General features: G+C 49.0%; 14 protein-coding genes. 7 read left to right on the top strand and 7 right to left on the bottom strand.

All coding sequences use genetic code 11. From position 1 onward, the window contains the following. Nucleotides 1–8: 8 nt before the first annotated feature. The 7 genes from VN23_RS15765 to gatC form a co-directional block, all read right to left on the bottom strand. Nucleotides 9–566, bottom strand: coding sequence for a hypothetical protein (locus tag VN23_RS15765; protein ID WP_046351525.1), 558 nt, complete (start codon nucleotides 564–566; stop codon nucleotides 9–11). A 127-nt stretch (nucleotides 567–693) separates the two neighbouring features. Next, on the bottom strand, nucleotides 694–2,256 hold the full coding sequence (gene purH, locus VN23_RS15770) for a bifunctional phosphoribosylaminoimidazolecarboxamide formyltransferase/IMP cyclohydrolase (protein WP_046351524.1): 1,563 nt from the start codon (nucleotides 2,254–2,256) through the stop codon (nucleotides 694–696). 67 nt (nucleotides 2,257–2,323) lie between these two features. After that, the gene (locus VN23_RS15775; protein WP_046351523.1) at nucleotides 2,324–2,563 is read right to left on the bottom strand and encodes a helix-turn-helix domain-containing protein; all 240 of its coding nucleotides are present in this window, start codon (nucleotides 2,561–2,563) and stop codon (nucleotides 2,324–2,326) included. Beyond that, a complete protein-coding gene (gene dusB / locus VN23_RS15780; RefSeq protein WP_046351611.1) occupies nucleotides 2,560–3,600 on the bottom strand; it encodes a tRNA dihydrouridine synthase DusB in 1,041 nt (346 codons plus the stop codon). The genes VN23_RS15775 and dusB overlap by 4 nt, the downstream gene beginning before the upstream one ends. A gap of 312 nt (nucleotides 3,601–3,912) precedes the next feature. Beyond that, nucleotides 3,913–5,340, bottom strand: a complete 1,428-nt coding sequence (gene gatB, locus VN23_RS15785) for an Asp-tRNA(Asn)/Glu-tRNA(Gln) amidotransferase subunit GatB (protein WP_046351522.1) — start codon at nucleotides 5,338–5,340, stop codon at nucleotides 3,913–3,915. Nucleotides 5,341–5,361: 21 nt separating this feature from the next. Continuing rightward, nucleotides 5,362–6,810, bottom strand: a complete 1,449-nt coding sequence (gatA, locus tag VN23_RS15790) for an Asp-tRNA(Asn)/Glu-tRNA(Gln) amidotransferase subunit GatA (protein WP_046351521.1) — start codon at nucleotides 6,808–6,810, stop codon at nucleotides 5,362–5,364. Between the two features lie 29 nt (nucleotides 6,811–6,839). After that, nucleotides 6,840–7,127 carry an Asp-tRNA(Asn)/Glu-tRNA(Gln) amidotransferase subunit GatC gene (gene gatC / locus VN23_RS15795; protein ID WP_046351520.1) on the bottom strand — a complete coding sequence of 96 codons (288 nt, stop codon included), beginning with the start codon at nucleotides 7,125–7,127 and terminating at the stop codon, nucleotides 6,840–6,842. Between the two features lie 441 nt (nucleotides 7,128–7,568). On the opposite strand from gatC, the gene VN23_RS15800 reads away from it, so the two are divergent. The 7 genes from VN23_RS15800 (at nucleotide 7,569) to VN23_RS15830 (ending at nucleotide 17,435) form a co-directional block, all read left to right on the top strand. Then, nucleotides 7,569–8,612 carry a rod shape-determining protein gene (locus VN23_RS15800; RefSeq protein WP_046351519.1) on the top strand — a complete coding sequence of 348 codons (1,044 nt, stop codon included), beginning with the start codon at nucleotides 7,569–7,571 and terminating at the stop codon, nucleotides 8,610–8,612. Nucleotides 8,613–8,729: 117 nt separating this feature from the next. Further along, on the top strand, nucleotides 8,730–9,611 hold the full coding sequence (gene mreC / locus VN23_RS15805) for a rod shape-determining protein MreC (protein WP_046351518.1): 882 nt from the start codon (nucleotides 8,730–8,732) through the stop codon (nucleotides 9,609–9,611). Beyond that, nucleotides 9,611–10,117 (top strand): rod shape-determining protein MreD, encoded by a 507-nt coding sequence (gene mreD, locus VN23_RS15810; protein WP_046351517.1) that lies wholly within the window; start codon nucleotides 9,611–9,613, stop codon nucleotides 10,115–10,117. The genes mreC and mreD overlap by 1 nt, the downstream gene beginning before the upstream one ends. Then, nucleotides 10,114–12,036, top strand: coding sequence for a penicillin-binding protein 2 (gene mrdA, locus VN23_RS15815; RefSeq protein ID WP_046351516.1), 1,923 nt, complete (start codon nucleotides 10,114–10,116; stop codon nucleotides 12,034–12,036). The genes mreD and mrdA overlap by 4 nt, the downstream gene beginning before the upstream one ends. Before the next feature lie 10 nt (nucleotides 12,037–12,046). Beyond that, nucleotides 12,047–13,141: a rod shape-determining protein RodA gene (rodA, locus tag VN23_RS15820; RefSeq protein ID WP_046351610.1), complete on the top strand. Its 1,095-nt coding sequence runs from the start codon at nucleotides 12,047–12,049 to the stop codon at nucleotides 13,139–13,141. Next, on the top strand, nucleotides 13,138–14,070 hold the full coding sequence (locus tag VN23_RS22345; protein ID WP_046351515.1) for a septal ring lytic transglycosylase RlpA family protein: 933 nt from the start codon (nucleotides 13,138–13,140) through the stop codon (nucleotides 14,068–14,070). The genes rodA and VN23_RS22345 overlap by 4 nt, the downstream gene beginning before the upstream one ends. Nucleotides 14,071–14,387: 317 nt before the next feature. Then, the gene (locus VN23_RS15830; RefSeq protein ID WP_052746542.1) at nucleotides 14,388–17,435 is read left to right on the top strand and encodes a bifunctional diguanylate cyclase/phosphodiesterase; all 3,048 of its coding nucleotides are present in this window, start codon (nucleotides 14,388–14,390) and stop codon (nucleotides 17,433–17,435) included. Nucleotides 17,436–17,444: the final 9 nt, after the last annotated feature.

Here is a 17,444-nt window from a genome sequence, read left to right on the forward strand (position 1 = left end):
ATTTCCTGTTAATCGAATTCGTAGCGGCCAAAAACATAAGCCACATTGCCATTATTCAGTTGGCCATTCAGCCTTGGGATAAAGGTGCCAATCAAAGAGGCCTTGCCGTAGCGAATCGATGCAATAGGCAAAGGCGCAGGAAACGGTATTCCACCGATCACATCTTGACGTGAAATAAGCTGTAAAGACATTCCCAAGCCCGCTGATAACTCCCCAACAATCGGCCAATACCAAAGACGCATATAGCCAACCTGCAGTTGTGCCTGATTATGCGAATCAGCAAAAATCATCCCGTAGATAAATTCCTGATTATTGTTTTCATCCGTAATGCGCTTACCCAAGCCGCCACCGTAAGCAAACTCTTGAAAGTCTTCAAGCTTGTCAGCGGTATAAGTTGAACGGTCATGCCAGGAATAACCGGAAACCAGCAGATCATTCTTACCTTCCCTATTTATTTTATCCACACGCTGACAAGCAGCCGTCGCCCAATCCCACATATTGGAGCAATCTATTGCAGATGCAGGTAAGGCGATCAGCAAGCAAAGAGTGGCAAACAGTTTTTTCATCTTCTCAACCAAAATATTTCACAAGCACCGACGCATCGTCGGCAACTCAAGTAAACACACAGCTCAATACCATAAACTCAATGAGCGGAGAATTTCTTCCCCGCTTTTAGATATTCTATCTGCCAAATTAATGACGGAAATGACGAATTCCTGTCACGACCATCGCAATACCATGCTCATCTGCAGCAGCAATCACTTCATCGTCACGCACCGAACCGCCCGGCTGGATGATTGCGGCAACACCGTTCTCTGCAATCACATCTACGCCATCACGGAAGGGGAAGAAGGCATCAGAAGCGGCCACCGAGCCACGTAAATCCAGACCCGCAGCCTTGGCTTTAATCGCCGCAATTTTGGTGGAATCCACACGGCTCATCTGGCCAGCGCCCACACCCAGTGTTTGGCCTTTACCGCAGAATACAATGGCGTTTGATTTAACAAACTTGGCCACATTCCAGGCAAACAGCAGATCTTTAAGCTGAGCTTCTGTTGGCTGCAGCTTGGTAACTACTTTCAAGTCATTCAAGGTCAGAATGTGTGAATCCGGTGTTTGCACCAGCAAGCCACCGCCTACGCGCTTCACATCAAAGCGATTAGCGCCCTGCTCTACCGGCACTTCCAGTACGCGAACATTTTGCTTTTTAGCCAGCAATGCCAGTGCTTCGGCGGTATAGGCAGGCGCAATCAATACTTCCATAAATTGCTTGGAAACCGCTTCTGCCGTATCGGCATCCACCGTTTGGTTAAACGCGATAATGCCGCCAAATGCACTAGTGGTATCGGTTGCAAAAGCAAGACGATACGCTGAGTAACTATCACTCCCTAAGCCCACACCGCAGGGATTAGCGTGCTTCACAATCACGCAAGCTGGCTCTGCAAACTGCTTCACGCATTCCCATGCCGCATCAGAATCAGCCACATTGTTGTAGCTTAACTCTTTACCTTGTAATTGCTTGTAAGCAGCAAGGCTGCCCATGGCCGGATCGATATCACGATAGAAAGCCGCACTTTGATGCGGATTTTCGCCGTAGCGCATGTCTTGCACTTTAACGAACTGCATATTCAGGCGATCTGGGTAAGATTTTTTCTCGCCGTCGCTAGTAAGCGACGTCAGGTAGTTAGAAATCGCACCATCGTAAGCAGCGGTATGACTAAAGGCTTTTTTTGCCAGCACTTTACGCGTTGCCAGTAATAAAGCCCCATCGTTAGCTTGCATTTCTTTGATCAGATCAGCGTAATCGCTGGCATCAGTCACAATCGCTACATGCGCATGGTTTTTAGCGGCAGAGCGCACCATGGCCGGGCCGCCGATATCGATGTTTTCGATGGCATCTTCATAGCAGCAATCAGGCTTGGCAATGGTCGCTTCAAACGGGTAGAGGTTCACACACACCAAATCGATATTGCCAATCTGATGCTCTGCCATCGTAGCAACGTGTGCAGGTAAATCGCGACGACCCAAAATGCCGCCGTGAATTTTTGGATGCAGCGTTTTTACACGCCCATCGAGCATTTCAGGAAAGCCGGTGTAATCAGCCACTTCGATCACAGGCACGCCGTTGTCGCTAAATAATTTGGCGGTCCCACCGGTCGACAAAATTTCGACGCCTTGCGCTGCCAATGCCTTGGCAAAATCGAGCACACCGGTTTTATCGGATACGCTGATGAGCGCACGGGTAATTTTGGTCATGATTTCAGCTTCCCTGTGTATATAAACAATCTGGCTTGGTAAAAACCTGAACTACGCTTACGCGCAATTACAGCAAATCATAAATCTGTAATTTCTTACGCAGGGTATTGCGGTTAATACCCAGCATATCGGCCGCTCGGGTCTGATTGCCCTCTACGCGTTCTAATACTAATTCTAACAGTGGCTTTTCAACACGAGCCAAGACCATATCGTACATTGCACACGGCGGTTCGCCGTCCAGGTCCTGGAAATACTGGTCGAGAGAAGCGTAAATCGCCTCGGCGATCAGATCGGTTTGAGTACTCATAAATCTCCCGATTCATTTTTTTGTGATTCTGTATCTACGGCTAAATCTTCGTACTGCAAGCGCTCACCAAGGGTAAGCAAGCCATCAAAGTAATTGCGGGTGGCGTTGGCCTGCCCTAAAGTTGATTCCTGAGCATACATAGACTGGCGAAATTCATTACTGCCTCGTAAACCCTTGGTGTACCAAGCGATATGTTTACGCGCGATACGGCAACCTGAATACTCACCATAAAAGGCATATAAATCATCCAGATGGCCGAGCAATACATCGCGAACCTCTACCACTTCGGGCGCGGGCAAAAGCTCACCGCTAGCCAGATAATGGGCAATTTCGCGGAAAATCCACGGCCTACCCTGCGCTGCCCGCCCAATCATAATTGCATCTGCACCGGTTTCTTTAAGCACCAGCGCCGCTTTTTGCGGGCTATCAATATCGCCATTGGCGATCACAGGAATCTGAATCGATTGTTTTACTTGAGCAATCAAAGCATAGCGCGCGTTGCCCAAGTACATATCTTCACGCGTTCGGCCATGAATAGCCAGCGCGGCTATCCCTGCTTCTTCAGCTATTTTGGCCACACGCATAATGTTTTCTTCGCCATTGGCAAAGCCCAAGCGGGTTTTCAGTGTAACTGGCACATCTACGGCGCGCACCACGGCATGCAGAATCTTTGCAACTAAGTCTTCATTTTGCAACAGGGCTGAACCCGCCAGCTTATTGCAAACCTTTTTAACCGGGCAGCCCATATTAATATCAATGATTTGCGCACCGTGCGCCACATTATGCCGCGCAGCTGCGGCGAGTAATTCCGGGTCAGAACCGGCAATTTGCGCAGAAACCGGCGCAAGTTCACCTTCAAAATTAGCGCGGTGTAAGGTCTTCTGGTGCGAACGCATGCTGCTGTCAGCCGTAATCATCTCGCTCACCGCATGCCCCGCGCCAAATCGCTTGCAAAGCATGCGAAAAGGACGATCGGTCACACCCGCCATGGGAGCGACAATCAGATTATTTACAAGGGGATAGGGGCCGATATGCATATGCTGCTGGCGCAGTAAAAGGCCGCGCATTCTAACGCCTGCCTAATTTTTAAGCAACAGCCTTAAAGCGGATTTTTGTGAAAAAACCTTAAATCTGTAGGCACAGAGAACACAGAATTTAAAAGGAAGAACACGGAGAAACCACAAGTTAGAACAAAGGCGGCATGCAACGCTTTGGTGATCGCTAATGCTTTACAAGCATCGCATCATGCTTAGGGCGATCCAGCATTGCTCGAGGGTTTCAGCCACCCTACATTTTTGCAAAAAAACAGCGAGCCCGCAGGCTCGCTGTTTTTAATGGCTAGGCAATAATCAGCTTAGCTTCTTGGTCAGAATCTCGGTCACCATCGCTGGGTTGGCTTTTCCCTTGCTGGCCTTCATGCACTGGCCCATTAAGGAGTTAATCGCGGCTAGCTTACCGCTCTTATACTCTTCAACTGCCTTGGCGTTCGCTGCCAGCACTTCGTCGATAATGGCTTCGATTGCGCCGGTATCGGTGGTTTGCTTCAGGCCATCGCGCTCGATAATGACATCCGCTACGTCACCTGATTCCCACATTTTTTTCAGCACATCTTTGGCAGTTTTATTGTTGATGGTGTTATCCATCACCCGCTTCACTAAGCCAGCTAAAGCTGCGGCAGAAACAGGGCTATCACCAATCGATTTTTCTTCACGATTCAGCGTGGCAGAAACATCGCCCATAATCCAGTTAGCGGCGAGCTTTGCGTCCGCGCCTGCGGCAACCATCGCTTCAAAGTACAGCGCCATATCTTTAGAGCTGGTCAAGGTGCTGGCGTCATAGGCCGATAAACCGTATTGCGCGCTAAAGCGCTCGCGCATCAACTGCGGCAGCTCGCTCATTTCACTCTTAACGCGCTCAATCCAGTCTTCAGAGATGCAAAGCGGCGGCAAATCCGGGTCTGGGAAATAGCGGTAATCATGCGCGTCTTCCTTACTGCGCATCATGCGGGTTTCGCCGCTATCTGGGTCAAACAGAATCGTTGCTTGCTGAATCTTATGGCCGTCTTCGATCTGATCGATTTGCCACTGCGTTTCAAACTTGATCGCTTGTTCCATAAACTTAAAGCTGTTCAAGTTTTTAATTTCACGGCGCGTGCCAAATTCTTTCTGGCCTTCCGGGCGAACAGAAACATTCACGTCACAACGAAAACTGCCTTCCTGCATATTGCCATCGCAAATACCGATCCATGTCACCAAGCTATGTAAGGCTTTTGCGTAAGCAACGGCCTCGGCAGCGGAGCGCATTTCTGGCTCGGAAACGATTTCCAGCAGCGGTGTACCGGCACGGTTCAGATCAATACCGGTCATGCCGTGGCAATCTTCGTGCACCGATTTACCCGCGTCTTCTTCCAAGTGAGCGCGCGTCACATTAATGACTTTCGTGACGTCGCCAACCTGAATCTCAATCGTACCGCCCTCAACCACCGGCAGTTCAAACTGGCTGATCTGGTAGCCCTTAGGCAAATCAGGGTAAAAATAGTTTTTACGCGCAAAAATCGACTTACGATTAATCTTGCCGCCAATCGCTAGGCCCAGCTGAATCGCACGCTCTACCGCGCCACGGTTCATTACCGGCAAGGCACCCGGCATCGCTACATCGACGACCGAAGTCTGTGTATTTGGCTCAGCGCCGTAAGCGGTGCTGGCGCTGGAAAAAATTTTCGACTGAGTCGAGAGCTGGGTATGCACTTCCAGCCCGATCACTACTTCCCATTTCATTTTGGTGATTCCTGTGACGGGTTAAAGGCTGGGCGCACGCGTGTGCCAGTCTGTGACTTGCTGCAATTGATGCGCCGCATTCAGCATTTTGGCTTCACTGAAATAGTTGCCAATCAGTTGCAAGCCAACCGGACGGCCATTTGCGGCAAAGCCTGCTGGCAAGCTCATGCCTGGCAAGCCTGCCAAATTCACCGCCAACGTGTAGATATCTTCTAAATACATCGCAGTTGGGTCGGCATTTTTCTCGCCCAGATTCCACGCGGCCGTTGGCGCAACAGGCCCGGCGATCAGATCACAATGCTCAAACGCAGTTTGGAAATCATTGGCGATAATGCGGCGAATTTTTTGCGCTTGCAGATAGTAAGCATCGTAATAACCGTGGCTCAGTACATAGGTACCGGTCAGGATGCGGCGTTTTACTTCCGCACCGAAGCCTTCTGCACGGCTTTTTTCATACATTTCAGCCAAGCCCGAATATTCCGCAGCACGATGACCAAAACGCACGCCATCAAAGCGGCTTAGATTACTCGAAGCCTCCGCTGGAGCAATCACGTAATAGGCAGGGATCGACAGCTTGGTATTCGGTAGGCTCACTTCAACAATCGTTGCGCCCAGCTTCTTATATTCGCTAATGGCGACATCCACGGCGGCAGCGACGTCGCTCGCCAGCCCTTCGGCAAAATACTCCTTGGGCAGGCCAATTCTTAAACCCGCCAGCGGTGCGGTTAAATCGCGGCTGTAATCTTCTTTGGCATGCTCCAGCGATGTGGAATCACGCTCGTCAAAGCCCGCCATCACATTCAGCAGCAGCGCGCAGTCTTCAGCGCTTTTACCAATCGGGCCACCTTGATCCAGCGAGCTGGCGAAAGCGATCATACCGAAGCGGCTGACAATGCCGTAAGTAGGCTTAATACCGGTTACGCCACAAAATGCCGCAGGCTGACGAATCGATCCGCCGGTATCCGTTGCCGTAGCAATCGGGGCCAAACGTGCAGCCACCGCAGCAGCCGAGCCACCCGAAGAGCCACCGGGCACCGCTGATTTATCCCAGGGATTTTTTACCGCGCCGTAAAAGCTGTTTTCATTGGATGAGCCCATTGCGAACTCGTCCATATTGGTGCGGCCCAAGCTCACCAAACCCGCCTTGCGGCATAGCTCGATTACATTGGCGTCATAGGGCGCAACAAAGTTATCCAGCATTTTGGAGCCACAGGTGGTCTTCCAGCCTTGCTGGCAAAAAATATCTTTTTGCGCGATCGGTACACCCGTTAATACGCCAGCTTGGCCACTTGCCAGCAGCGCATCAGCGGCTTTTGCTTCGGCAAAGGTTTTATCCTCGTCCAAAGTAATAAAGGCATTCAAGTCCCGCATGGCTTTGGCACGCGCCAGATACTCGCTGGCCATTTCGACCGCAGAAATTTCTTTAGCTGCCAGCATCGCCGACAGTTGTTTTACTGATTTTTCTATCATTATTTTTTAGCGGGGATGATCCCTGCCCCTCACTCAATCACTTGCGGAACAAGATATAAACCAGCTTCAACCGCTGGCGCCACCGCCTGCCATGCCTCTCGACGATTAGGCTCACGCGCCACATCATCCCGCAGACGTAGCATCACATCTTGCGCATGCGCCATCGGCTCGATACCTGTGGTATCGACAGCGCGCATTTCTTCAATCAAAGTAAGAATTTGGTTTAACTGGCCTTGGGTAGCTGCTAATTCATCACCGGTCACCGCAATGCGGGACAAGCGAGCGATGCGCGCTACATCTTCAATAGACAGGGACATGTCGGATTTACCCCGTAAACATTTATTAACGTCAACTCGATAGGGTATCATACAGGGTTTGATTACTACCACCCGTCCTCACGCTAGGGTGGAGGCATCAAGGTTCAAATGTGCCGCGGAACTTTTTCGCTTGCACCACCGCCCAACAGCCCCTGCCCTTACTCATGTAGCGTAAGGCGAAAAAGCTAGGTGGAAAAACCCAATATCGTGCCGTGGCTAACCATGCCGACGGCCTGCAATACGCATAATTAAATGTGAGACACCCGAATATTTGTGCTTTTTGCATAGGGAGTTAATCAATGACAACAGCCTTATTCTGACAAAATATACTCAAATACGTTTTTGCCTTATAGGCACAAGCACAGAGCAGCAAAAAAATCATTAGCCCGTGGGTATTTTACCGGCGGCCTTCAACACCTCTATTTAAAGTGTGAGACCCGAATGTTTGGACTTCTTTCCGGCTACTTTGCCAACGACATCGCCATTGACCTTGGTACTGCCAACACGCTGATTTATATGCAGGGCAAGGGCATTGTGCTTGATGAACCTTCCGTAGTGGCCATCCAGCAAGAAGGCGGCCCGTCAGGCAAGAAAACTATTTTAGCAGTAGGCGCAGAAGCCAAGAAAATGCTGGGCAGAACACCCGGTAGCATTAACGCCATTCGCCCGATGAAAGACGGCGTGATTGCCGATTTCACCATCACAGAACAAATGCTGAAGCAGTTCATTAAAAAAGTGAACCCAAGCCGCATGTTCTCGTCCCCTCCCCGTATCGTGATTTGCGTGCCATGTGGCTCTACTCAAGTTGAGCGCCGTGCAATCCGTGAATCCGCTCTGGGTGCAGGCGCACGTAAAGTTGAATTGATCGAAGAACCAATGGCCGCAGCCATTGGTGCAGGCATGCCCGTTGAAGAAGCAACCGGCTCGATGGTGGTAGATATCGGTGGTGGCACCACCGAAGTCGGCGTAATCTCGCTGGGCGGTATTGTTTACGCTTCAAGCGTGCGCGTAGGCGGTGATAAGTTCGATGAAGCCATCATCAACTACATCCGTCGCAACTACGGCATGCTGATTGGTGAAGCCACCGCTGAAGAAATCAAAAAACGCATCGGTAGCGCCTTCCCCGGCGCAGAAGTGCGCGAGATGGAAGTCAAAGGTCGCAATCTAGCCGAAGGGATTCCACGCTCATTCACGATTTCTTCCAATGAAATTCTGGAAGCGCTGACTGAACCACTCAACCAAATCGTATCTGCAGTAAAACAAGCGCTGGAACAAACTCCGCCAGAGTTGGGTGCAGATATTGCCGAAAAAGGCATGGTACTGACCGGCGGCGGCGCATTGCTGCGTGACCTGGATCGTCTGTTAATGGAAGAAACAGGCTTGCCGGTGTTTGTAGCTGAAGATCCGCTGACTTGCGTTGTACGTGGCTCGGGCAAAGCGCTAGAGAAGCTGGACAAAGCAGGCAGCATCTTTACTTACGATTAATCACATCTTGAGGCGGCAAGTCGAAATAACGATTTGCGATAAAACACACGCAAACCATCCTGAGCAAGATGGTGGTTTGCGTCTTACTTAGCTTTTGAGAATCATCGGCCGTCTTTCATGCAAGCCTCTCAGCCCGCCTTTTTTAAGCAGGGACCTAAACCGCTGACGCGGTTTTTCCTGTTTTCTGTCCTGTCTATTTGCCTAATAGTCGGGGATGCCAACTTTCAAATGCTTGGCCCTGTCCGCCAACAGCTTTCAGTGTTGCTTTATCCCTTACAGTGGCTGGTTACCGCCCCCTTTGAGCTACTTAAAGACACCAGTACTTTTCTATCCAGACAAGCTGAATTACTTGGTGAGAATCGTAAACTGCATGATGCCCAATTACTGGCCAGCGTCAACGCCATGAAATTGAAAGCATTAGAGGCTGAAAATGCACGGCTTAGGCAGCTCAGCACCGTACAAGCCAGCCAACCTAGCCAGCTGACAGAAATCCTCTATAACGGCCGCGATCCGTTTACGGCCCGGCTGATTGTAGACAGGGGCGAAAGAGCCAATATTCGAGCCGGGCAAATTGTGGTCGATGCCAGCGGCGTAGTCGGCCAGGTTGTGCGTGTGCAACCCATGACCAGCGAAGTGCGCCTGATTTCTGATCGCAACCATATGGTGCCGGTACAAATTGAGCGCAATCAATTACGTACCGTGATCTATGGTATGGGAAGAGACTTGCCCTTAGAAATTCGCAATATGTCATCTAATTCAGATATTAAAGAAGGCGATACGCTGATTACGTCAGGAATTGATGGCTTATATCCTGCAGGGCTGCCTGTTGCTAAAGTTAATAAAATTGAACGCAGTAATGCCTTTGCACGGATTTACTGCACTCCGCTGGCCGGAATTGAGCAACACCGCTTCTTGCTGATTCTAGAAGCCAATCGTGCCCTTACACCTTATCCTGCCCATGCCTCAGATGTGGTCACCAAGCAAAAGAAAGGTCGCTAATGCCCATTTCACGCCAGCTACTTCGCCCGGTCAGCAGCAGCTTTATTCTGTTTACTTTTATTCTTTCTTTAAGCGTTAATCTTTTGCCATGGCAAGCCGGTTTAGTGGGCTTTGCACCTGATTTTGTTGCGCTATTTATTATCTACTGGACACTCAATCAACCCCGCCGCGTAGGTGTGGGCGTGGCGTTTTTCTTAGGCCTTTTGATGGATGTAGCGGATGGCAATATCTTGGGGCAACATGCCCTGGCCTACACCGTCATCGCCTATCTCACTCTTGCCCGCCAGCGCCAGCTAGCTGTCTTTCCTTTTTGGCAGCAGGCTTTTGTTGCACTCGGGTTGATGCTAGCCGGACAAGCTTTAATGCTGCTGCTACGCACCGCGATGGGCGCTCCTTTTCCAGGTTGGGCTTACTTTGCTGGTAGTTTTGTGGCGGCCTTTATCTGGCCGCCTCTTTCCAATATTCTGCTCTCCCATCAACGCAGACCGACGACTGAAGAACTATGAGCCGCGGCGAGATTAAAAATCAGCACCGAGAGCGTTATGCTTTCCAGCTGCGAATTATCGCGGCTGCCCTCTTTGTTTTATCCTTATTTGCCTTGCTATTTGGGCGTTTTTTTTGGCTGCAAGCCGTTCAGCACGATAAATATATGACGCTGGCCGAACAAAACCGTATCTCGCTCGTGCCTATTCCGCCATCACGCGGCATTATCCGGGATAGAAACGGCGTGGTTCTGGCGCATAATTTCTCTGCCTATACGCTGGAAATCACGCCCTCTAAACAAGCCAATCTGGAAGAAACAATCGAGCAACTCTCCAGCATTGTTGAAATCACCGCCAAAGATAAACGCCGCTTTAAAAAGCTGCGTGATGAAACACGTGATTTTGAAACGCTACCGATCCGCACTCGCTTAAGTGATGAAGAAGTCGCCCGCTTTGCCGCCAATAGCTATCGCTTTCCCGGCGTAGAAATCAAAGCGCGCTTATTCAGGCATTATCCGCTAGGCGAAATTGCCAGCCATTTAATCGGCTATATCGGCCGCATCAATACCAAAGATTTAGAACAGCTTGATGAAGAAGGAGTCGTTGCCAATTACCGTGGCACTGATCATTTAGGCAAAATTGGCATTGAGCAAAGCTATGAGCAGCAATTGCATGGCAAAACAGGCTTTGAAGAAGTAGAAATTGATTCCGGCGGTCGGGCAGTGCGCACTTTACGCCGCACGCCTCCTGTGCCGGGCAGCGATCTCACGCTCTCTATCGACATTAAATTACAAAAAGTAGTGGAAGATTTATTCGATAAGCGCCGTGGCTCTTTAGTGGCCATCGATCCAAAAACAGGCGGGCTATTAGCCATGGTTTCCAAACCGGGCTTTGATCCTAATTTATTTGTAGATGGAATTGACCCTTTAAACTGGAATGAGCTCAATACCTCGCCAGATAAACCCCTGCTTAATCGTGCCACGCGTGGTGAATATCCTCCGGGCTCAACCTTTAAACCTTTTATGGCATTAGCCGCGCTTGAAGGTGATTTCCCGTTAACCCGGCAAACGATTAGCGACCCCGGCTATTTTATGTATGGCAATAATAAATTCAGGGATTCACACGCAGGCGGCTATGGCTCGATGAGTTTTGATCGCTCGATTGTGGTATCCAGCGATACTTATTTTTACCAGCTGGCAGTACAAATGGGCATCGAAAATATCGCCAAATTTATGGCGACACTCGATTTTGGTCGTCCAACTGGCGTTGATTTAAATGGCGAACGCCCGGGTATTTTGCCTAGCCCGGAATGGAAGAAAAAGCGCTTTAAAACCCCGGCCACACAGAAATGGTATTCAGGTGAAACCGTGTCGATTGGTATTGGTCAGGGCTATAACAGCTACACCCCCATGCAAATGGCGCATGCAACAGCTACTTTAGCTAACCGCGGCGTGATGTTTCGTCCGCATGCCGTCAACAAAATTATCGATCCCATTACCGGCATTGTTAAAGTGGTTGAGCCCCAACCTGTTAAAACCATGACTTGGAAAAGCGAGAACGTAGAGCGCGTCATTCGCGGCATGGAAGGCGTAATCCGCGAAGGCACGGGCGCACGCTCTTTTGCCGGAGCTAATTATATTGCCGCAGGTAAAACCGGCACGGCGCAGGTTTATAGCTTGAAAGGCAGCAAATACAATAAAAACATCAGCGAGCGATTACGCGATCACTCTTGGTTTATTGTCTTTGCCCCCGCAGCAAACCCAACCATTGCACTCGCTGTTATCGTAGAAAACGGTGGCTTTGGTGCGCAAGCGGCTGCGCCAATCGCAAAGCAGGCACTGGATTACTATATCAACGGCAAATTGCCTGCTATTGCTAAAGCCAGCGCCAGCAGCATAGCCCCTCAAGCCGCCAGCAATCCAGAGGAAGCCATCGGTGATTAAGCATATTTGGATGCGTTTTATTCGGCCTATTGATCCTTGGCTCTTATTGTTTACATTTTTAGTCCTGCTGCTTTCTACGATTTTGCTGTTTTCTGCCTCAAATCGTGATTTAGACATGATCATGAATAAAATCACCTTTATGGGCATTGCCCTTACGGTGATGTGGGTGGTGGCTAATACCTCGCAGCAAACATTGATACGTCTTGCCGTACCCGCCTATGTGGTAGGCTTGCTGCTACTGATTGCCGTGGCACTTTTTGGCGATATTAGCCACGGTGCGCGGCGCTGGCTACATGTTGGGGTAACTAAGATTCAGCCTTCAGAATTAATGAAGCTGGCTTTGCCGATGATGCTAGCTTGGTATTTCCATCATTTTGAAACCAGTATTCGCTGGAAGCATTATTTATTTGCTGCCATGCTGATGATTGTGCCGGTTGGCCTGATCATGAAACAACCCGATCTGGGCACCAGCTTACTTATTGCATCATCAGGGTTTTATGTGCTGTTTTTTGCTGGCCTGTCGTGGAAATTTATCGGCCTGATGGGCGCTGCGGGCGGTGGACTAGCCTATGTAGTCACCCACTGGGATTTATGCATTAATATCTTGCACGAATACCAATGCCGCCGTGTTGCCACCATGCTTGATCCCATGCAAGATCCGCTGGGCGCCGGATACCATATTATTCAAGGCACCATTGCCATTGGTTCGGGCGGCCTCTTTGGTAAAGGCTGGCTTAACGGCACACAAACCCACTTAGATTTTATTCCTGAACGCACTACAGACTTTATTTTTGCGGTATTTGGTGAGGAATTTGGCCTGCTCGGTAATGCTATTTTACTGATCTTATATTTACTGATTATTGGCCGTGGCTTAGTCATTGCCAACAACGCATCGACTTTATTTGGTCGCTTATTGGCCGGAGCCATTACGCTCACCTTTTTCACCTACGCCTTTGTCAATATGGGCATGGTCTCTGGCATTTTACCGGTGGTGGGAATTCCCCTACCACTGGTGTCTTATGGCGGCACCTCGATGGTGTCGCTGCTCACCGGCTTTGGGCTCTTAATGAGTATTCAAGGTGATCGTAAGTTGATGAAATCATGAAGCTACAACACTACTCCTCGCTGATCGCAGCGTTATTACTGGCAGCATGTAGTACTACACCGATGCCTCCACCAACGACCAAACCCTTGCCAACCCATTTGCCGCCAGGACCGACTACACCGCCGCAGTACAGCTGTAGCTACTCAGCCAAAGGAAGCGGTGCATTTTATAAAGACGATGGCCCGATGGACTCATTTCCATCGGGTATCGATCAGATTCCTGAGCCACTACCACGCTGGGAGCCGCTACATCGTTGGGCAAATAATCCTTATACCGTGCTAGGACAAAACTTTAGCCCTCTGCCGCGCCCCGGCGAGCTAAAGCAACGCGGCACTGCATCTTGGTACGGGCGTAAATTTCACGGGCAAAAAACATCCACCGGCGAAATCTACGATATGTTCGCGATTACGGCAGCGCACCCCACGCTGCCTATTCCGTCGTATGCCCGTGTCACCAATGTAAAAAATGGCCGCAGTATTATTGTGCGTGTCAACGACAGAGGCCCGTTTTTGCATGGCCGCGTCATCGATTTATCTTTTTTGGCCGCCTGCCGCCTTGGGTACACCATGAATGGCAGCGCCGAAGTGGAAGTAGAAAGCCTGCTGGCCAGTGATACGCCAAGCAATATAGCAGCAGCCGTTCAGCCAGTCATTGCAGCCAAACCCAAGCCCATTAGTATTCCGCTGGCTGATGCAGGCAATGGCGCAATCTACTTACAGTTAGGGGCTTTTGGCTCGCTCGCCAATGCCGAAAACTTCCGTAATCATGTATCTGGGCAGCTCGATAGCGAAGCCAATAAGCTCCTGATTCAAACCATAGGCCAGCTTCATCGCGTAAGGCTTGGCCCCTACCCCGATCGAAAAACCGCCGAACTGGTAGCAGCCAAAATCAGCGGTGAATCTCAGCTGCCTACCGTGCTTAGCCACTAGCACCGTGCAGTGCCTGCATTAGGCTCTAGACTAGCTTACAAGGCCCTCGCTACCCCCGGCGGGGGCCTTTTTGTAAATCATCATCTCAATTTAAAGCATTGCTTAGTCAGTAATAGACTCTTTCTCCAGCCATTAAAGTTTATCTAATCCCAGCAATAGACTGCACTGATTAATATTGGCTATAACACCTTCAGCAATACCCAATCATCTTAAGTAGATCACATTACATTAAGGCTGTTTTAAACGATGGGATAATATTTCCAAGAAATAAACTCAGCGTTTTAATCTCTGTATTGCATTTAATTCAAGGTGATTGTGTGTCCCATCATCAAGCGGTGTCATCACATGAAGCCGAACACTCTTTTGAGCAGATTCGCCGCCTGCTCAGCGTACTTTCCGCCTGCGTGTTTATTTTTAGTATTGCAGCCGTCAGCTGGTCTATTTATCGCGGCTACCATGACACCCTTAGCAGCACCGAAAAAGAAATCCTCACCTTAGCCCGGGCCATTGATGAGCACTTAAGTCGCACGATGGAAAACAGCTTGCATGGCCTGACTAATCTTCAGAATGATGAGATTTTCCAAAGCTGCCTCGCTGCCAAAAACGAGCCCTGCCTCTATGCCTTGCTAAGCCGCCAGTTAGGCCCTTACCCTCAGCTCAGCACCTTTGCCGCCGCCGATGCCAAAGGCGAGATAGCCGTATCCACTTTGCAGCACCCTGCGCCTGAGCACAATATTGCCCAATCGCGGGCCTTTAACGTGCCCAAAATGCAGCCACAGGCGCGATTCTATATCGCGGAACAACAAACGGATCCCAGTGGAAATATGGAAATTATTCCGCTGGTACGCGCCCTGATAGATAAACAAGGGCAGTTTAATGGCGTATTAATTGCCGGCATTAAGCCAGCTTACTTCGAAACTTTCTACGCATCACTCAGCCAGAGAAAAGGCATTATCATTCGCTTATTCAGAGATGATGGTATTTCGCTAGCGCGCTTTCCCCGAGATGAGCGTGATATTGGCCGTGATATATCCGGCAAGCCATTTTTTGAATCTGACTTTTCCCGGCAAGACAGCGGCTTATTTACCGAGCATAGCCATGTGGAGCAAATGACACGTATTTTTGGCTGGCGCTATTTAAATCAATGGCATTTAGGCATTTCTGTAGGCCTGGATAAAGATGAAGCATTACAGTCATGGAAAAACGAAAGCCTGCTCAATGCAGGTATTACGCTACTGATGTTATTTTTTGGTGGCTTATTACTTATCTATGTATTTCGCCAATTATCACGTTTAGAAAAAACGGAAGCCGATCTTTATCTGACCAAAGTAGCCGTAGAGCACGGCGCTGATATGGCTATCTGGCTGGATTCGCAAGGCAGAATTCGCTATGTCAATACCACGGCATGCACTCGCCTTGGCTATAGCGAAATTGAATTACTATCCATGCAATTGCGTGATATTAATCCTAACTTTAATCCGGATCATTGGCAAAGATTCTGGAATAAATTAAAAAACAATAAATACTTAAGAGATGAGATATCACTAAAAGCACGGAATGGAGAAAGCATTCCCACCGAAATCAACTCCAATTTTATTGTTTTTAAAAAGCTCGAATTTAACTGTGCTGTAGTGCGTGATATTTCTGAACGCCGTATGGCGGAGCTGGCCATTATTAAAAGCGAACAACAACTGCGTTTAGCTTTAGAAGCATCCAGCACCGGCTTATTTGATATGCCCATGCAAGGCGACCAAATTGCAATCACTAGCCCGGAATACGACCGGCTTCTTGGCTTAAAACCCGGCGATGAAAGCTTTAAAAAATGGCAAGACCAAGTACACCCCGATGATAAAGTGCAATCACTTGCTCATTTTCAGCAATATTTAAAAGGGGAAGCAGCACAATTAATCAGCGAATACCGCCGCAAAACACAATCCGGTGAATATCGCTGGTTTCAATCACGCGGCAAATTTGTAGCCTTTGATACTCACGGCAAGCCTACCCGTATTATTGGCACGATGACCGATATTACCGAACGCAAAGAAGCACAAGAACGCATTATTGAATTAGCTAATTTTGACTCTGTAACTGGCTTGGCTAATCGTAATTTGCTGCGCGACGAGCTGCGGCTTGCACTCGCTTCTGCAGAGCGCAACCAGCAAAGCCTAGCCGTATTTTTCCTCGACTTAGATCGCTTTAAAACAATTAATGATTCACTTGGCCATGCAGCAGGTGATGCGGTGCTGGCTCAGGTGGCTAATCGCTTTAAAAAATTGATTAGCCCGGGCGATATTCTGGCTCGATTGGGCGGCGATGAATTTGTGATTGTGCTGACCAATATCTCTCATTCGCTGATTGCTGGGTCGATTGCCGAAACAATTCTAGCGTCTTTTGCTCAGCCATTTGAATTAGAAGCAGGCCATTTTTCAACCTCCACCTCAATTGGTATCAGCATTTACCCGGAGGATGGCGCAAGCGCAGATGATTTAATCCGCAATGCAGATGTAGCGATGTTTCAGGCTAAAGCACAGGGGCGCAGCAATTTTCAATACTTCACACCAGAAATGAATGCCCGTGCCTCTGAAAGGCTGGAGCTGGAAACCAGTATGCGAACGGCGCTGCTTAATCATGAATTTATCCTGCATTACCAGCCGCAAGTCAGCTTAGAAGATGGCCACATTATCGGAGCAGAAGCACTCATTCGCTGGAATCACCCCAAACATGGGCTTATTTCACCGGCTAAATTTATTCCTATTGCAGAAGAAAGCCGCTTGATTATTCCAATTGGTAATTGGGTACTGCAAGAAGCATGCAGGCAAGCGGCCAAATGGCAAGCAATCGGCTTAGTGCCGATTAATATGGCCGTTAACTTATCGCCACATCAATTGCATCAGGCTGATTTCCTTAATCTCATCAAATCTGCCTTAAATGATGCGCAGCTCGATGCCCGTTATCTGGAATTAGAAGTCACCGAATCGGTGATTATGCAGGAAGTAAAACAAGTCATGACCACCCTGCATGATATTAAGCAGCTTGGCGTTAAGCTTTCTTTAGATGATTTTGGAACAGGCTATTCCAGCCTTAGTTACCTCAAGCGCTTTGCTTTTAATAAATTAAAAATAGACCAAAGCTTTGTAAGAGACGCATGCAGTAATAATAACGATGCAGCAATTGTATTAGCCATTATTGGTTTGGGGCAAACACTGGGCATGGATGTATTGGCAGAAGGAGTAGAAACCCGTGAACAACTGGCCTTTCTAAAACAAACACAGATTGCTTCAATACAAGGCTATTTATTTAGCAAGCCTGTAGCAGCGACTGAATTTGAGGCCTTACTTTTAGCAAATAAGAAATTAGAATTATAAAAAAACCGG

Origin of the sequence: Janthinobacterium sp. B9-8 (genome assembly GCF_000969645.2) — a bacterium.
GTDB lineage: Bacteria > Pseudomonadota > Gammaproteobacteria > Burkholderiales > Chitinibacteraceae > Iodobacter.

Coding starts and splice junctions, on each gene's coding strand:
- gatB (WP_046351522.1), bottom strand. CDS start 5,340: ATGAAATGGGAAGTAGTGATCGGGCTGGAAGTGCATACCCAGCTCTCG.
- gatA (WP_046351521.1), bottom strand. CDS start 6,810: ATGATAGAAAAATCAGTAAAACAACTGTCGGCGATGCTGGCAGCTAAA.
- VN23_RS15775 (WP_046351523.1), bottom strand. CDS start 2,563: ATGAGTACTCAAACCGATCTGATCGCCGAGGCGATTTACGCTTCTCTC.
- gatC (WP_046351520.1), bottom strand. CDS start 7,127: ATGTCCCTGTCTATTGAAGATGTAGCGCGCATCGCTCGCTTGTCCCGC.
- mreC (WP_046351518.1), top strand. CDS start 8,730: ATGCAAGCCTCTCAGCCCGCCTTTTTTAAGCAGGGACCTAAACCGCTG.
- VN23_RS15765 (WP_046351525.1), bottom strand. CDS start 566: ATGAAAAAACTGTTTGCCACTCTTTGCTTGCTGATCGCCTTACCTGCA.
- VN23_RS15800 (WP_046351519.1), top strand. CDS start 7,569: ATGTTTGGACTTCTTTCCGGCTACTTTGCCAACGACATCGCCATTGAC.
- rodA (WP_046351610.1), top strand. CDS start 12,047: ATGCGTTTTATTCGGCCTATTGATCCTTGGCTCTTATTGTTTACATTT.
- purH (WP_046351524.1), bottom strand. CDS start 2,256: ATGACCAAAATTACCCGTGCGCTCATCAGCGTATCCGATAAAACCGGT.
- mrdA (WP_046351516.1), top strand. CDS start 10,114: ATGAGCCGCGGCGAGATTAAAAATCAGCACCGAGAGCGTTATGCTTTC.
- dusB (WP_046351611.1), bottom strand. CDS start 3,600: ATGCATATCGGCCCCTATCCCCTTGTAAATAATCTGATTGTCGCTCCC.
- VN23_RS22345 (WP_046351515.1), top strand. CDS start 13,138: ATGAAGCTACAACACTACTCCTCGCTGATCGCAGCGTTATTACTGGCA.
- mreD (WP_046351517.1), top strand. CDS start 9,611: ATGCCCATTTCACGCCAGCTACTTCGCCCGGTCAGCAGCAGCTTTATT.